This is a genomic window from Sphingomonas sp. 67-41, from assembly GCF_001899725.1.
Taxonomy (GTDB): domain Bacteria; phylum Pseudomonadota; class Alphaproteobacteria; order Sphingomonadales; family Sphingomonadaceae; genus Sphingomonas; species Sphingomonas leidyi.
This window is the reverse complement of sequence record NZ_MKWJ01000027.1, coordinates 1-14,966: the sequence shown is the minus strand read 5'-3', so window position 1 is coordinate 14,966 and position 14,966 is coordinate 1. Positions and strand designations below refer to the sequence as shown.

Here is a 14,966-nt window from a genome sequence, read left to right as displayed (position 1 = left end):
GACAATTGCGCTTCGCGCGGGTTTCGGGGGTCTTGGCAATTCCGCCAGATCCACATTGCGGGCGCTACGTCCCAAGGGTGCCGACAGCATTTCCGCCTGCTGAGATGCCACCTGGCAGCAGCGCAGGGTGCGCCGCAACCGGGAGGAAGGGGCCCGTGTTGCCGCTACGCGGCTGCCCGCGCCAAACCCCTTCCTTCCGGTTTCCCTCCGCTCACGCTCCGGTGCGGCGCACCCCACGCTGCCCCCTTGTCAGTGGCATCCGGCGGAAAAGGCCGCCGGCACCCACAAAGGAACAGCGCCATGAACAATATGAATCTCCTCGGCCGGATCGCCAAGACCCCCGAAACCCGCACCGCCGGCAACACCGCCATCACCACGCTGATCGTCGCCACCGACCGGGTGAAGCTCAATAACGAGGGCAAGAGCTACAAGGACCCGCAGACCGGCTACACCGCCAAGGAGACCGAGTTCCACAAGGTCACCCTCTTCAACGGCCTGGGCAAGGCGGTCGCCGAGAATAAGGAGAAGGGTGACATGATCGCGATCGAGGGACGCCTCCACTACACCCGCTGGCAGGACCAGGGCGGCGTCGAACGGTTCGGCTGCGAGGTGATCGGCGAGAAGGTCCACTTCTGCTGATCCCGAAGGCGCCGCCCGCAGGGCGGCGCCTTACCGGCCGGGCCCAAATAATCGGCGTAACTTCAATAAGATGTTATGATCTGTGAACATAGTCTTGAAGGATCCGTCGTCGAACTGTCTGTTCGGACGCAGGCGGCACTGCGCCACCGCCCGCCCCAATTGGGCCGGGAGGGTCACTGACGCATGCTTCCAGCCGGCAGGTGTGCAACAACTTTCAAACAACATTCTAGCTACCTGAAAACAATCCGGGAGAAATCGTAAATATGGACAGAGCCTACGACCTGGCGCACGAGCTGCTGGGCACCGCAAAGCAACTCTCGACGCCGCGCGATGACTGGGAACCCGAGGCTATCGAAGCTGCTCACTGGCGTCCTCTGCCCGAACCGGACTGGACCTGGCAGGCGTCCACGCTGGACGGGATCGTCCACGCCCTGAACGAGGCCCTGCAGGAAGCCGAATGGTTGCCGGAACGCGAGGCTCCGCCGCTCCCCCACGGCGCCACCTATTCACTGGGCGAATGGACCCAGCGGGCACCGCTGCGCCGCATCGTGCGCGGATTTGCCGAACCCGTGCGCCATGTGCCCCTCGTCTCGCGCGTTCCGGAGCCTGTCGTCCTCTACCTCGTCCATAAGCTCCCGGGCGGCGCGGACTCGCTCAAGCGCGAGCATCACAAAGGCGTGGGCTGGCACTATCATTATCTCGACAAGCGCAAGGGTCGGTCCAATGTCGTCCTGTGCTGGGATACACGCTGGGAGCCTCCCGAGGACGAGGAAGAGCGTAAAGCCCAGGGGCCGCGCCCGATCTTCTGGGAGTATCATGGCGAGGGCAATGCCGACTTCAAGGCGCAGCCCGACCTGTGGGGCGATCCCAAGCGGCAGTCCATGCGCGAGGTCTGCGCCAGCGACCTCAAACGAAACATCAGCGAGTTTCGTCCCGCTTCCGATGATGCGGAGCCCGTGTGGCCCTTGTGGTCGATCCTCACGCCCAGAGCCGTGACACCCCCGCCGGCTGCGCCGGCGGGGCCCGCCGGTGGGAAGAAGAAGGGCCGTTAGGTCCCGAGTGAGGGCAGGCCGGGGAGCGGGGGGAACGCCTGGGGAAGAGGCAAGAGGGTCTGGCGCATCCCGGCTGCGCCGGGACCGGCGCTCTAGTCGCTGCGCTCCCGGAGCCGCGCCTTACGGCGCGTCTCCGCCCTGCCGGGTGACGATCGCCTTGCGATGGAACCTGAAGCTGAGGGGAGTGTGTAATTATTCTCTCTTATGACCTCCTAGTATGACATGCGGGGATCCGGGCCGGTCAAGGATGAGCGGTCCCCCCAATTTTCAGCTGCCACGGCCTGCGGCCGCAACACCGGAAAATCGGTTCCCCCGCTCCCCGCTGGCGCGGCGGCGGCCCATGCGGGCCACCGTCCCTGACCGCCCCGACCGCCGCATGCCCTGAGGAAAGTCTCATCACGAGGATGAGATCACTTCCAAGGAGGCTTTCATGCGCAACTTCACCAACTTCGCCGATCTCGCCCGCCACATCGCCGACGGACGCGCGACCGACGCGCAGGTCCAAAGCTATGACGGTTCGTTTCTCGACTATAGCGACATGGCCAAGCTCAGCACCACCGACGCGCCCGAGCGCCTCGAAATGCCCGATCCAGACCAGGTGCGCGCTGCCGTCGAAATGATGATGGCGACGCTTTTCGACGTCTTTCGCGACACCCGGATGGAGCCGTTCGCAACCGACCTCGCCTGGGGCTTCGTGAACAGCTTCCATGTCGTCGCCAAGCGCGTGGAAGGTCGGGAGGATGACGCTGCCAAGAAGCTCGGCGAACTGGCACGGCACTATGATCCCTCCGAGATCTACGCCACCGAAGTCGAGGACGCGCAGACGCTCTGCCAGACCTTGCAGGGGTGCCGCGAAGCCCTCGAATGCATGCGGGACCACGCCGGGGAAGTCTACCGCGTCGAGGTCGGCAAGCCCTTCTCGCCGGTGAAGGGAAGCCGCGTATCGAGCGGGCTGACGGCCTCGATGATCGATGCTCGGGACTATCTGGCCTCGCGCAGCCGTACCCGCCGCGAACAGTATGAACCCCAGGGACCGGTCGTCGCCTTCTCGGGCGGCCAGCAGTGGGAGGATGCCGATCTCCTCTTCTCCGGTCTCGACAGCATCAAGGCCCGAATTCCGGAAATGATCCTCGCCACCACCGCACAGTCCAAAGGCTGCGATGCCATCGCCCATGCCTGGGCCGCCTCGCGCGGGGTCAAGGTCATTCAGTTCCGCCTCGACCGAAGCCTTGGCAACCGCGCCGCGTTCGTGCGCAATGACCGCATCCTGGCCCTCAAGCCGGTGCACGCCGTCATCTGTGAAGGCACCGGGATCCAGGCCAATCTCGCCCAGAAGCTGCGGCAGGCAGGGGTGCCCCTCAACATCGTGCGGCTCGCCCAGCAGACGATCGCCAGACGCGCCTGACCGCGCATGGGGAGGCTCCGGTTCGCCGGGGCCTCCTCTACCTTCTTCTTGTGCTTCGATGTCGGCGCTCGGGGGCATCGAACCCCCTCGCGCCGACCCTGAAACGCCAGAATAAAGGGGAGGGGGACAGGAGATGCGAACTGCCAGAAGGAGGCTGGAGATGAGCATCGTTTTCCGTATCGCAACCGACCTTGACGACCGCATCGTCCCACCGGCCGAAATCACCGCCCGCCAACTCGCCGCTTTTCGCGCGCGGCTTGCTGCCGAGGGGGACAGGACAGGCGAGACCCTGCTGCATTGCCGGGGTGGCGATGAGGAGCTTTCGGACAATTTCGAGGCCCGTGTCTGCCCGTTTGCCCTCGCGACCCTTGCCCGTCTGTTCGACTATGCGACCGACGTCATCACCGTCCTGGAGGAAGCCCAGTTCAGGGCCCGCCGGGTGAAGGTTTGGCACACGAGCCCGAACGGACCCATCCGCATGCGGGTCGCCGAGACCTCGGACCGCGCCCTCGAGCTCGACCTCCCCGCGACCCCTGCCATGGCGCTGCTCGAAAGCCTCGGCTTGCGCGCCGACAGTGTCGGTGAAATCCCGATCGAAACGCTCCGGCAGCGGCTGGCCAATCCTGCCGTGCAACGCCGCCTGAACGACGCTGAACTCGCCCACTATCTGCCCTCGTTGACGACGCTGATCGAGAGCGCCCGGCTCGATGACAGTTCCCGGTTCGAATGGGCCTGAGCCTCCCCTGTTCGAACCGGCGGGGCGCGTCGCATTTCGGTGCGGCGCGCCCCTTTTTTTGCTGGCTGTCTCCAAGCACCGCAGCCCGCTCGCTCGCGTGTCGCGCGGCCCCTGCGGGCCGCACGGCGCTACGCATCGGCCTGCTCCCAGAACGAAACCAAACATCTCTCACTGACGTCCAAGTATGTCGGCCGGGCGAGGCCGCCTCAAGGATCGGCGGTCCCCCCAATTTTGCCGGGCGCACCGCTCCGCTTCGCTCCACGGCACACCCAACAAAATCGGCACCCCCACCGCCCGCTGCGCGGTCGCCGGCGTTGCCGGCGCTCCTTGACCCGACCTCACCCGGCCGACGCCAGCCTTGCAGTCATTCAAGACAGCAGGAGGCTCTCATGCAGATCATCTCGACCAGCACTTACAACCACGCCGCTTATCTCGCCGCGATCGCCTGCGCAGAGCGCCGCGCGCTGCACAGCTACTTCGACCAGCATGTGCTTGAGGACGAGGAAGCGGGGTTCATCGCCATCGACGAGGGCGATTATGGGGCACTCCCCGCGATGCTCATCGACAAAGTAGTCCACACGATCCCGGGCGGGCTCTGGGACGAGAACTGACAGGGAGGGGAGGGGCCAGGCGCCTCTCCCCTTTTTTGCTGTCGGATGGTGCGGGCATGAGGGGCATCGAGCCCCTCATGCCCGTCCGGTGCGTCTTTGAACTTCGGGACGATATGCCTATCCCAAAGCACGAAACGCGGGCGTGCCCGTCACGCTGCGAGGCGCTTTTCGACCTCGTCCACGCCGAGCGCCTTTATGCGCTTGCCAAGGCTTTCGATCCTGCGTGGATCGAGCTTGAGCAATCCGGCTCTATCGAGCGCCTTGATCGCCTCGTCGCGCTCCCGTTCCTCCAGTTGGCGGCGCCTGTCAGTCAGCCGCCGTTCGTCCTCAGCAAGCGCCGCGCGCTCCTGTTCTATCGTTCGTGCCATGAGCACCTCTTGGTTCACGCTGATCGGGCTGCGAACTGACAGGCAGCCTATCGCACCAGAGCCGACCGGGAAACCACCATTGCAGGCGTTTTCCGCTTGATAGGCGGCCGCCCAGGATCGGACTGTTCCGCTCGGCTGAGCGGCAGGGTGCCTGGCCGGATCCGGATTCGCGCCACGATCCGATCGTCTGTCCCACTCCCCGCAGACATAGCGAACAATCCTAAGGCAGAGATGCACACCGTATGCACCTGCGGTGCAATATTGTCTTGTAACCTCAAAGCGTTATCGTGAATGCGCTGTGTGGGACGTCCGAGTACATATTTTGCGCTCGCCATTAAGCACTGAAAACCAACGGGTTGCATGTAGTCGCCGCGACTGCCGCCAATGCTGCACCACAGTCCGCGTTGCGCGGCAGGAGGTTTTCGGCTAAGAAAACAGCCACTTTCTGAGACCCCACCAGCCTCTCTGCTAGGAGGCTGGGTTGAGCAGCAAACTTCGCCATTACAACGTGCGTCTGACGCCGACCCAATGGGCTCGGTTGAGCGCGCTTGCCGACGATCGGCAACAGACCCCTGCAAAGCTCGTCCGCGACGCGGTCGATGCCTATCTGGGCGCCAACGATCTGCTGAACGCCAGCCAGCGCCGGCTGGCCCGCATCAGCGAGTTCCAGCAGATCGCGCTCGATATCATCATACGCGAACAATATCCCGAATATCGGGACCGCATCATCGCGGAAGCCGACAAGCGCCTGGAGCAATATCATGGCGCGTAAGGACATCCGCACCGATGGCAGATCGGTCCCGCTCACCCACCATTCCTCCCGCGGCAGGGTGCAGCGCAACGCTGGCAACTTCACCCGTGGCAGCCAGCTCATCACGCATGAAATGCTCATGTGGTTCGCCGGTGCGAAACTGCCGCTGCTGCTCTGGTTCTTTGCGTTCGTGGCGGCCTGGTTCGTGATCATGTCCGTGCGGCTCGACGAGCACGGCTTCCAGCTGATCTGCATGAAGCTCTACGCTATGCTCTGGGACTGGATCGGGCTCGATCCCAACAAGCGCGTGAACGTCACCCTGCCCAGTGGCGAGGTGATGCGCACCATCATGCCCTATGTGCCCCACATCCCGGATGTCATACGGGCCTGGTCGGTGGCCATGCGCGGCGTTCTCGGTGCCCTTCTGGTCTCGATCTTTGTGGCGATTCCACTCGCCATCTGGTTCGTCGACATGTCCCGCAAGCGTGGCCTTTCGATCCTTCAGGAACGCCATGAGCGCGGCGCCATGCTGGTCAGCAGGGACCTCCTCTACTCGGAGGTGGTTCAGCACAACCGCGCCAAGTTCGAAGAGGACGCCCGCGAGGGCTTTCCCGGCCTGTCGAGTGCCCAGGTGCTTCGCCTGCCATTCTCGGCGCGCAAGGAAGGCGGCATCCACCATCCCTACACGCTCGCGGACATCCCTTATCCCCATCGGATGGAGCAGTCCCATACGATGCTCATCGGCACGACCGGTGCGGGCAAGACAACCGCGCTGCGCAGCCTCGTTGCCCAGATGCGCGCGCGACAGGACAACGCGGTCATCTTCGATCTCACCGGGGCCTATGTCGAGGCGTTCTTCGATCGCTCGCGCGACACCATCCTCAACCCCATGGATCAGCGCTGCCCCGCCTGGTCGATCTTCAACGACTGCTCGACATACAGCAATTTCACATCGGCAGCCGTCGCGCTCATCCCCTCCGATGGCGGCTCGTCAGAGCCCTTCTGGGCGCTGGCGGCGCGGACCCTCTTCATCGAAATGTGCATGCGCCTGATCGAGCGCGGGGAAACCAGCAATCTGGCCTTGGCCGAAAATCTGATGACCGCCGATCTCAAGCGGGTTCATCGCTATCTGTCCAACACGATTGCCGATCCACTGACCGCGCCGGAAGCCGCACGCATGGCCGAGTCCATCCGGGCCGTCTTCAATACCAATGCGCAGGTGTTGCGCTTCCTTCCCGACGAGGGCGAACCCTTCTCGATCCGCCAATGGATGATGGCGGATCGCAAGCCCGGGTCCATTCTCTTCATGACGTCCGACTATGACGATCTGGACATGAACAAGCCGCTGCTGACGCTGTGGATGAACCTGGCGATCACCAGTCTGATGAAGCTGCCGCGCACCAGTGCGCTGCGCACCTGGTTCATGTTCGATGAGGTCGGGGCACTTCACCGGGTGCCGGCGATTGAAAAGGGCCTGCAGACCGCGCGCAATTTTGGCGGGGCCATGATTCTCGGGCTGCATAGTTTCGAGAAGCTGGTTGAGGTGTACGGCGAGCAGGGAGCCCGCAATCTCGCCTCTCTCGCACGCTCGAAGCTCATTCTGGCGACCGCTGATCTCGATACCGCCGAGCAGTGCGCCCGCTACATCGGCAATCGCGAAGTCCGGCAAATGGATGAGGCCTACAGCTACGGCTATAACAACACCCGAGACGCCTCGACTCTCACGCCGCGCAAGCAGGTGGAGCCGCTCGTCATAGCCGACGATATCACCAACCTGCCGTCGCTTCACGGCTTCGTGAAGTTCCCCGACGGTTTCCCCGCCGCAAGGATCAAACTCGAATGGCAACACTACCCGCAGGTCGCTGAAGGCTTCCTCCCGCGCCCCGATCCACGGCCGGTGCGTTCCAAGCGCGCCGAAGAGGCCTTTGAAGACGCGGAAGAGGGGGAAGCTGGCGGGCGGGACGGGGCAGGGCAGATCGTCGAGGAGGTGGTGGAGCCGGGCAATCTCGCCAAGGAAATGGCAGCACGCATCCTCGAGCAGAATGCCGAAGAACCCGGCCGGAACCGCAGCGACGACGAAGGGGAAAAGAGCCGCGAACCGCAAGGGATCAACGCGCAGCCGCGCGCCACGGGCGAGGGAGATCCGTCACGCAGAGGCGAACGGACCGATGCCGCAGACAGCCGGGCAGCTACAGCGTCGATGTCCTCCGTCGAGGATCAAACGCTGGTCGAACTGCGTCACGATTTCTCCGCGGGCCTGGAGCCTGACGGTGGCATGGACATGGGGATCTAGGCCATGCTCTCGGTCGCCCCGGTCCGCTCTGCCTCAGGTGCGGCGAACTACTTCGCCAAGGACGATTACTACACAGCCGATGGCAGCGCCGAAGTAAGCGGCTGGGCCGGGGAAGGGGCCGACGAGCTCGGCCTCTCCGGCCAAGTGTCCAAAGATGCCTTCGAGGGTGTTCTCAATGGCCGCCTTCCCGACGGTACGATGGTGGGTCAGGTCGAGAACCGGCAGGCGGGAATCGACCTCACCTTTTCCATGCCGAAGTCCGCCTCGGTGATGGCCTATGTCGCAGGCGACAAGCGGGTGCTCGACGCCAATATGGCAGCGGTCAAGGCGACCATGAAATGGGTCGAGGCCAACCTCGCCGAGGGTCGCAAGGATGTCGACGGCAAGAAGGTCCCGTTCCGGACCGGCAATCTCGTCTATGCCCTCTTCCAGCACGACACGAGCCGGGCCCTCGACCCCCAGGCGCATATCCATGCCGTCATCGCCAATCTCACGCGCATGGCCGATGGCAAGTGGCAGGCGCTCCATAATGGCGAGATCTGGCGCAACAATAGCGTGATCGGCTCGATCTACCACGCGTTCCTGCGCGATGGTCTGGAGAAGCTAGGCTACCAGCTCGACATGCGTGGCAAGCATGGCACGTTCGAGATTGCGGGCGTTCCCAAGGCTGTGCTCGAAGCCTTCAGCCAGCGTCGTGAGGAGATCCTCGCCAAGGCAGGGGCACTTGGGATCACCAGTCCCCAGGGTATGCGCGAAGTCACGACGCGGACCCGGGATCCCAAGCTCCATGTCGACGACAGGGACGACCTGCGCGTCGGTTGGAAGGATAAAGCGGCATCGCTCGGCTTTGACGGAAAGGCCCTGCTGGACGCCGCGGTCGCCCGAGCCCAGCGTGCTGAGCCCGGCAGCGCCCTCGAGCGTGGCTACCGCGCGGTCAGTGACGCCATCAGCGGGGCGTGGGAGAAACTGTCCCAGATCGTCCAGCCTGGGGATCCCCTGGTCGATCGCGGACTGGCTCGCCTCACGCAGTCGCCCGCCGAGGCTCGAACCCAGCTGGCCCTGGCATCAGCCGTTCGCATTCTGGGGCAGCGTGAGGCGGCTTTCAGCCTGAGGCTGCTCACAAAGACCGCTGTCGATCTCGCGCTTAAGGGCGTCACTTCAGAAACCGTCGAGCGCCGTATCGGCGCCTTGCTCGAGAAGGGCGCGCTGGTCCCCGAAACCATAAGGCGAGACGACGGGACCTTCCGCATGGTCACGACGCCGCAGGCGCTCCAGACCGAGGCGCAGATTCTGGCGCGGGTCGAAGCTGGCAAAGGCACGGTCGAGCCCATCGTGCCAGCGAGTGAAGCACCTGGCCGCCTTCAGGCCGCCGCAGCGCTCCCGCTGAACGCAGGTCAGCTCGGTGCGGCCACCATGATTATCGCCTCGTCCGATCGCACGGTGATCGTCCAGGGCATCGCCGGCGCCGGCAAATCGACCATGCTGGCAAGCGTCGCGCGGGTTGCGGAAGCAGAAGGGAGGACCATCCTTGGTCTGGCCTTCCAGAACAAGATGGTAGCCGACATGGCGACAGGAGCGGGGATCAAAGCCCGCACCATCGCGTCGTTCGTCCTGGAAAACGAGAAACATCTCGCAAACCCCCACGGGCCACGTTTTGATGAAGCACGCTCTGCGCTCGCCGGCACCATGCTGATCGTCGATGAGAGCTCAATGGTGTCGAGCGAGGACATGCTCAGACTTCAGGACATCAGCGCGTTGATGGGTGTCGACAAGCTCGTCCTGGTCGGCGACCGACAGCAGCTGTCCTCGATCGACGCGGGAAAATCCTTCGCGCTGATCCAGGCGGGGGGCGGCTCCATCGCGCGAATGGACGAGAATATTCGCCAGCGCACCGACCAGCTGCGCACCGTCGCGGCGCTCGCCAATGTCGGGCAGGCCGGCCAGGCGCTCGGCGTCCTTGGCGAAAAGGTCATCGAGCATGGCGCGCCGGCCGAGCATGCCGCAGAGCGCTGGCTTGCACTCGCGCCGGGCGATCGTGACGTGACGGCCGTATTTGCTTCGGGCCGTGAGGCGCGGGCTACGATCAACGAGGAAATCCAGAAGGGCCTCGCAGCTGAGGGAACCTTGAGAGGCGAGGCAGTGCAACTCTCTGTCTATGAGCGGGTCAACTTAACCCGCGAGGAACTGCGCTATCCTTCTTCCTACCGGGCCGGCCAGACGATCGAGGTCGGTCGCGGCGGCGCGCCCGATCTGGGCCTTCGGGCAGGGCGATTCGATATCCTCAAGGTCCAGGCCAACGGCCGGATCGAGATCAGCGATGGCCGCCGGCGGTTTCGCATCGACCCTCAGCGCATCACCCCTGGAGAAAGGCGCGACCAGATCGCCCTTACCGAGCGTAAGGACATAGCCCTTCGCGAGGGCGACCGGATCCGCTGGACAGCGAACGACAAGGAGCGGGGCCTGCACAACGCTGCCCTGGCCCGAATTCTTGGCGTCGATGCCACTGGCGTGACAGTCGAAACCGCTGGTTGCGAAAAGCTGACGCTCGCACCCGGCGATCCGATGCTCTCGCGCCTCGACCTTGCCTATGCGCTCAATATGCATATGGCGCAGGGCATCACGACCGATCGCGCGATCACGGTCATGTCGAGCTATGAGCGAAACCTTTCCAATCAGCGCCTCTTCAACGTCGGGGTCACCCGGGTGCGCGACGATCTCACCCTCGTCGTGGACGATAAGGAGAAGCTGACCCGCCAGCTCGACATGAATCCAGGCAACAAGACGTCCGCGCTCGAAACCGTCGGCCGGATCGATATCGATCGGCCCGGCGGCGGCGGTCCCGGCGGTACGAAGGGACCGTTCGATCCTGGCCCCATCCCTGCGGGGATTCTCCCACCACTTCCTGCCGACCTGCCACCGTTGCGAGACAAAACCGGAAGACCCGCAGTAGGGGTGCTGAATGTTGGCCCTGGTCAATCGATCGAAGGAAGGACCGGACCCGACCTCTTACCGCCCCTGCCTGAGCGCAGCCTCGGCCTCGACCTTTAGGTGTAGGCGCGCCGAAAGCTCTGAGGGATGACAGCCAGCTCCCAAACCTTGTGCCAGTATCCTTTATAGGGTAGGGGGGTATTGTATGGCTCACTTACTCCGAGAGAAGGATGCGCTCAAGATGCGTGTCCGCCGGCTGATTGGTCAGTTGCAGGCAATCGAACGCGGATTGGATACCGGTCAGGACTGTTCCACTACCCTTCATCTGGCCGCCGCAGTCCGGGGCGCTGTGACTGGTCTGATCGATGAGCTGATCGAATCTCACGTGAAGGAACATGTTTCCGGGCCCAATCTGACCCAGGCACAACGCGATGAGGGGGCCGAGGCGCTCGTTACCGCGATACGCCGGTACGCCAAGTAAGCGATGGGGTGCGAAGTTGCTTATTCCGCCAGTGGGACGCGCGCCGCATCAGCATCGCGGCTGAATCCGACCCTTGAACTCAAGCGCGGCGGTTGATCGGATGCGCTCGCCCTGCATCGATCTATGTTCGTTCGACGGGAAGACCGGCTGGTGCCGGGGCTGCGGCCGAACCATTCCTGAAGTGCGTGCCTGGAAGAAGGCACAGCCGCATCAGTTACGCAAGATCACAGCTGAACTTCCGCGCCGTTTGGCGAAGCTTCAGAAGGGGAAAGTGTGACGGCAGGCTGTTTCTTCGCCAAATTGCGGGCGTCCCACCGGGGCAGCGAGTGGACCGGGTAGCCCGGCCCAACTCATTTGGATCGCGCCGCCCAATTGCTCCTGTCAGTTCTGCTCCGGCGTATGTCGCACAACAATCTCACGTAGAAGTTCGCCGAGGGGTGTTCGGAAGTTCGCTTCCTCGGCTGTCGGAACGCTCTCGCGACGTCTGATGTGGCAATGAAGATGGCCATCAGCCGCTTTTCTGAGCAGTTGATTGAAATTGGCCATTTGCTGCTTGAAAGACTTTTGGCCTGGATATTGCGCAGCAAAATCAGCAAATGTGGTGAAGTTGCCCATAGCGGGCGGAATATGGTCCATGATCGCCCGTAAGAGCATCATCGTGGCCATGTGCGCCTCGCCGGCAGCGGTCACGTTCAGCTCTCGGCAGAGCACTACCAACCGGCTGAAATCATATGTCGTCCTGGGGAGTGCCTTTAATTCCCGGATCGTGTGCTCAGATACGAAGGATACAGCCGGCATCTTGACTGGCTCTGTCGTTCTCTCGGCGGCTTGCTCTTCGGCCTGGATATCTCGAACAGCGGCATCGATCAGGTGCAGGCATTGCACGATCTCGTCATTTTCAGGCTGCCGATGTGTGCCCCTGCCAGGTGTCGTAAAGGTGGGAATATTGATAAAGTAGGCGCTGCCTTCGCCCAGTGATTTTCGGATGATCTCCCTGGCTTCTGTCAAAAGTGCGACCAGTTTCGAAACCTGAGAAACCTCCCAGGGAGGATCCCTTCTGGCGAGAAATTGCCCCCGCCAGCCTTCGATCTGACGGCGGACCTGCTGTAACTTTTCGCTTTTGGTCATGCTTTCCTTGCAATTCAGGCTTACACTCCGTCGCAATATAAGGCTGTTTTTGTTAACGACTACAGTAACTAAGGACATTTCACGGCATTTTGTTTACGGGATAAACTCGTTCGCGTCGCGGTCCGACCGCAGGCAGTTTGTCCATGATGGAGCCTTGATGATTTCTCTGCCTTTGGCAGCCCCCTTGCAGCCTCCGTCATTTGCGGTCCGGAAGCGGCAATTCGTGCGAGCCCTCTGCGACAGTACCACCGGGAATGCCCCGAGCGGCCTTGCCGCACGGTATTTCTCATTGGCGCAACAAGACGCGGCCTTCGGGACGTCCGCGATGATCGCTGACCGCTATCGGTTCGTGACGCCGGAGGAGCTGCGCTCCGCCCTTGAGCAATTCTGCACCGACATCGGTGAAAATGATCCCGCGTCGGTTGCCCAAATGACACGTTACCGGGTCTTTGCGACCAGTCTCCAGGACTTCTGGAGCAAGAGAGAGGAGTTCTTCGCGCCGAATCCGGCCCGAGATGCAACGGGCGACGCGGCCGCTGCGTTCATGGCGGCGCAGAGCTTCGCCAGCCTGTTCGAGCATAACTCGAAAGCCGGCGGAACGCCGATCGCAGTCCCGTTGGTCGATCGTGTGATGCGGCGAGGTGCGCGGGGACTTTTCGATCTGGGCCGTGTGCAATTTGCGGAATTGGCGCAGATCTGCGTGGATTTGTGCGACTGGTTGACCCGTAGCGGCAAATCGGAAGTGACGTTGGTCGAGGCGCCGCTCGGCAATACGGTTCCCATCGCTGTGCTTCGCGAGGTCGCTCAGGCGCGCGGCATTCGCGTCACGGTTGTCGAGTGGGGGTGCCCTCGGAATGACCGGGCTCTAAATGGACGCACCGTTCGTGAGTCCGCTGAAGACCTGGCGTCCATGCCCGTGATGAAGGCCGCGAAATTTATCCTGTTCATCGACGACGCCATAACCGGCAGCCGTTTCAACAAAATGGCGAGGGCTCTCCGCAACGCGGTCGGTGAGAGCCGTTTCGGTGCTGTGGCGATATGGGTGCGCTTCCATCCGAAGGCCGGCCGCGGGACCGGGCAAATTCGGGACCTTCGGCGGGTTCGAGACTGGGCAAAGCACCATGGCATGCCCTTTGGCGAAATCAAACTTTCTGATCTTCCGCTGTTCAGTATAGACGGCGGAACACCAGTGTTTTTCCAGTCGGCACTAGCCTGGGGAGATGCAGCCCATACGGCCGGTAAACGCAAGGCCAACATACTGTTCCTGTTCATCGATCGGCTGAAGGCGATCACACGAGAATTGGGAGCGCCCGGCAACAGTCCCGCGAGGACGACGCTGATACGGGAGGTCTGGCGTCTGGACGTCAACGGGAACCAATCCCTCATATCCGCTGTGATCGCTGAAACGGTCAGTGTCCGGCTCATCGAGGCGCTGCCAGCGGACTTCTTTGACCAAATTCGTGATGCTGCCAAAACCGCATTCCCTCACGACTATCTGGGGCGTGCCATTGCCGGTGAGCCAGACCTGCGGAAAAGAACCGACTGGCTCGGCCGCTGCATCTACGACGCCGCCAGCCGATACATGGCCGATCATGAGGCCGTGTGGCTCAACCGTCCGGTTAATGATCTTCATAACGCAGGCTATGCGGCTGGGGTTGATAGTCCGCACCGTGACCATGATTATGGTCTCTACACGCTACCCATGGCGAAGGGGGAGGATGCCCTTCACCTTGAACTGGTCGATCTTGTTGTAAGCGCTGCTAAACAGCTGGCCCCTCGACCCTCTCCGTGACGGGTTAGGCTGCGCGATGGTTCATCTTGCACCCGCGTCTCTGCCGGTCTTCTGTACGAACTGAGCCTTTGCACGGTCTCTTCCGGCGGGTATTGCCACTCCCGCCCCAATGGGCAGGATATTGTGGAACTATTTCATTTCGCCTGACCGGCTTCGACGCTATTTTGCTGGCCCAGACAAGATGGGGTGAAGCATCTGACGCTCGACGGTTTTCTCACGGTCCTCGCACTTCTTGCGGCGCTCTATGCGGTGCTCAGCCCCGTGCAACGGATCAGGCTCTCCATGTCCTGGCGATCGCAACTGATCCTGGCGGTCCCCGCCAGTATCGCGATACTGGCGTTCGAACTGTTCGATCTCAATCCTCCGGCTTGCCCGTCCACTCTCGGCGGCATGTGCCGCTATCTTGAACTGGGGGCCGCAGATCCGGGCGTCCCGCGCAAGTTCGCCTTTCTGATCGCTTTCGCGTGGCTGATCGGCTCGGTCTACATTCATCGTGCGGCCCGCCCGACATTGCGCAGCCTTCCAGAGCTCACGCAGCTTGCGACGAGCCTTGTCGATGAGGAACAATATGACGACGCGATCAGGCTGGTCGAGCCGCATCTTGAGCTCATCGCTGTGGCAAGCCGCCGAAGAGCGAAAATCCAGCTGGCTCATGACCGACTGAAAGACTTCGGACCCGTCGACCCGCAGTCGTTCGCAGCTGTTGATTTCCACTGAGAAGTGACCCGGGTAGGGCGTAAATTTCCACTGAGAATTGACCCATGTTGAACTCGTCCCTGGCT

The 14,966-nt window shown here is 62.6% G+C and carries 14 protein-coding genes; 12 read left to right on the top strand and 2 right to left on the bottom strand.

Features of this window, described 5'->3' with window-relative positions; genetic code table 11:
• The first annotated feature begins 300 nt into the window (after positions 1-300).
• From BGP17_RS20015 to BGP17_RS19995, 5 genes are all read left to right on the top strand, one after another.
• Positions 301-639, top strand: coding sequence for a single-stranded DNA-binding protein (locus BGP17_RS20015; protein ID WP_026109163.1), 339 nt, complete (start codon positions 301-303; stop codon positions 637-639).
• Between the two features lie 263 nt (positions 640-902).
• Positions 903-1,691 carry a hypothetical protein gene (locus tag BGP17_RS20010; RefSeq protein WP_017501071.1) on the top strand — a complete coding sequence of 263 codons (789 nt, stop codon included), beginning with the start codon at positions 903-905 and terminating at the stop codon, positions 1,689-1,691.
• A gap of 430 nt (positions 1,692-2,121) precedes the next feature.
• The gene (locus BGP17_RS20005) at positions 2,122-3,096 is read left to right on the top strand and encodes a DUF2493 domain-containing protein (RefSeq protein WP_017501072.1); all 975 of its coding nucleotides are present in this window, start codon (positions 2,122-2,124) and stop codon (positions 3,094-3,096) included.
• A 160-nt stretch (positions 3,097-3,256) separates the two neighbouring features.
• A complete protein-coding gene (locus tag BGP17_RS20000; RefSeq protein WP_017501073.1) occupies positions 3,257-3,832 on the top strand; it encodes a hypothetical protein in 576 nt (191 codons plus the stop codon).
• 389 nt (positions 3,833-4,221) lie between these two features.
• Positions 4,222-4,443, top strand: coding sequence for a hypothetical protein (locus BGP17_RS19995; RefSeq protein WP_017501074.1), 222 nt, complete (start codon positions 4,222-4,224; stop codon positions 4,441-4,443).
• Positions 4,444-4,592: 149 nt separating this feature from the next.
• Here the strand turns inward: BGP17_RS19995 and BGP17_RS19990 are convergent, their stop codons facing one another.
• Positions 4,593-4,829: a hypothetical protein gene (locus BGP17_RS19990; protein ID WP_412549603.1), complete on the bottom strand. Its 237-nt coding sequence runs from the start codon at positions 4,827-4,829 to the stop codon at positions 4,593-4,595.
• A 463-nt stretch (positions 4,830-5,292) separates the two neighbouring features.
• On the opposite strand from BGP17_RS19990, the gene BGP17_RS19985 reads away from it, so the two are divergent.
• The 5 genes from BGP17_RS19985 (at position 5,293) to BGP17_RS19965 (ending at position 11,541) form a co-directional block, all read left to right on the top strand.
• Positions 5,293-5,583 carry an ATP synthase subunit B family protein gene (locus BGP17_RS19985; protein WP_026109164.1) on the top strand — a complete coding sequence of 97 codons (291 nt, stop codon included), beginning with the start codon at positions 5,293-5,295 and terminating at the stop codon, positions 5,581-5,583.
• Positions 5,573-7,855: a type IV secretion system DNA-binding domain-containing protein gene (locus tag BGP17_RS19980; protein WP_017501077.1), complete on the top strand. Its 2,283-nt coding sequence runs from the start codon at positions 5,573-5,575 to the stop codon at positions 7,853-7,855. The genes BGP17_RS19985 and BGP17_RS19980 overlap by 11 nt, the downstream gene beginning before the upstream one ends.
• Positions 7,856-7,858: 3 nt before the next feature.
• Complete coding sequence (gene mobF / locus BGP17_RS19975; protein ID WP_017501078.1) at positions 7,859-10,903, top strand: MobF family relaxase; 3,045 nt, start codon at positions 7,859-7,861, stop codon at positions 10,901-10,903.
• 85 nt (positions 10,904-10,988) lie between these two features.
• Positions 10,989-11,264: a metal/formaldehyde-sensitive transcriptional repressor gene (locus tag BGP17_RS19970; RefSeq protein WP_017501079.1), complete on the top strand. Its 276-nt coding sequence runs from the start codon at positions 10,989-10,991 to the stop codon at positions 11,262-11,264.
• 100 nt (positions 11,265-11,364) lie between these two features.
• Entirely contained in the window at positions 11,365-11,541 is a 177-nt protein-coding gene (locus tag BGP17_RS19965; protein WP_037522677.1) for a DUF1289 domain-containing protein, read from the top strand.
• Positions 11,542-11,645: 104 nt separating this feature from the next.
• Here BGP17_RS19965 and BGP17_RS19960 read toward each other — a convergent pair whose 3' ends face one another.
• Positions 11,646-12,392, bottom strand: a complete 747-nt coding sequence (locus tag BGP17_RS19960; RefSeq protein ID WP_017501080.1) for a hypothetical protein — start codon at positions 12,390-12,392, stop codon at positions 11,646-11,648.
• Between the two features lie 325 nt (positions 12,393-12,717).
• Between BGP17_RS19960 and BGP17_RS19955 the strand changes: the two genes are divergently transcribed.
• A complete protein-coding gene (locus tag BGP17_RS19955; RefSeq protein ID WP_145986319.1) occupies positions 12,718-14,184 on the top strand; it encodes a hypothetical protein in 1,467 nt (488 codons plus the stop codon).
• Between the two features lie 186 nt (positions 14,185-14,370).
• Positions 14,371-14,901, top strand: coding sequence for a hypothetical protein (locus BGP17_RS19950; RefSeq protein WP_286713344.1), 531 nt, complete (start codon positions 14,371-14,373; stop codon positions 14,899-14,901).
• The last annotated feature ends 65 nt before the right edge of the window (positions 14,902-14,966 follow it).

Excerpts from the sequence above, each read along its gene's own strand:
- BGP17_RS20015 (WP_026109163.1), top strand. The coding sequence starts at position 301 with ATGAACAATATGAATCTCCTCGGCCGGATCGCCAAGACCCCCGAAACC.
- BGP17_RS20010 (WP_017501071.1), top strand. The coding sequence starts at position 903 with ATGGACAGAGCCTACGACCTGGCGCACGAGCTGCTGGGCACCGCAAAG.
- BGP17_RS20005 (WP_017501072.1), top strand. The coding sequence starts at position 2,122 with ATGCGCAACTTCACCAACTTCGCCGATCTCGCCCGCCACATCGCCGAC.
- BGP17_RS20000 (WP_017501073.1), top strand. The coding sequence starts at position 3,257 with ATGAGCATCGTTTTCCGTATCGCAACCGACCTTGACGACCGCATCGTC.
- BGP17_RS19995 (WP_017501074.1), top strand. The coding sequence starts at position 4,222 with ATGCAGATCATCTCGACCAGCACTTACAACCACGCCGCTTATCTCGCC.
- BGP17_RS19980 (WP_017501077.1), top strand. The coding sequence starts at position 5,573 with ATGGCGCGTAAGGACATCCGCACCGATGGCAGATCGGTCCCGCTCACC.
- mobF (WP_017501078.1), top strand. The coding sequence starts at position 7,859 with ATGCTCTCGGTCGCCCCGGTCCGCTCTGCCTCAGGTGCGGCGAACTAC.
- BGP17_RS19970 (WP_017501079.1), top strand. The coding sequence starts at position 10,989 with ATGGCTCACTTACTCCGAGAGAAGGATGCGCTCAAGATGCGTGTCCGC.
- BGP17_RS19965 (WP_037522677.1), top strand. The coding sequence starts at position 11,365 with ATGCGCTCGCCCTGCATCGATCTATGTTCGTTCGACGGGAAGACCGGC.
- BGP17_RS19960 (WP_017501080.1), bottom strand. The coding sequence starts at position 12,392 with ATGACCAAAAGCGAAAAGTTACAGCAGGTCCGCCGTCAGATCGAAGGC.
- BGP17_RS19955 (WP_145986319.1), top strand. The coding sequence starts at position 12,718 with ATGATCGCTGACCGCTATCGGTTCGTGACGCCGGAGGAGCTGCGCTCC.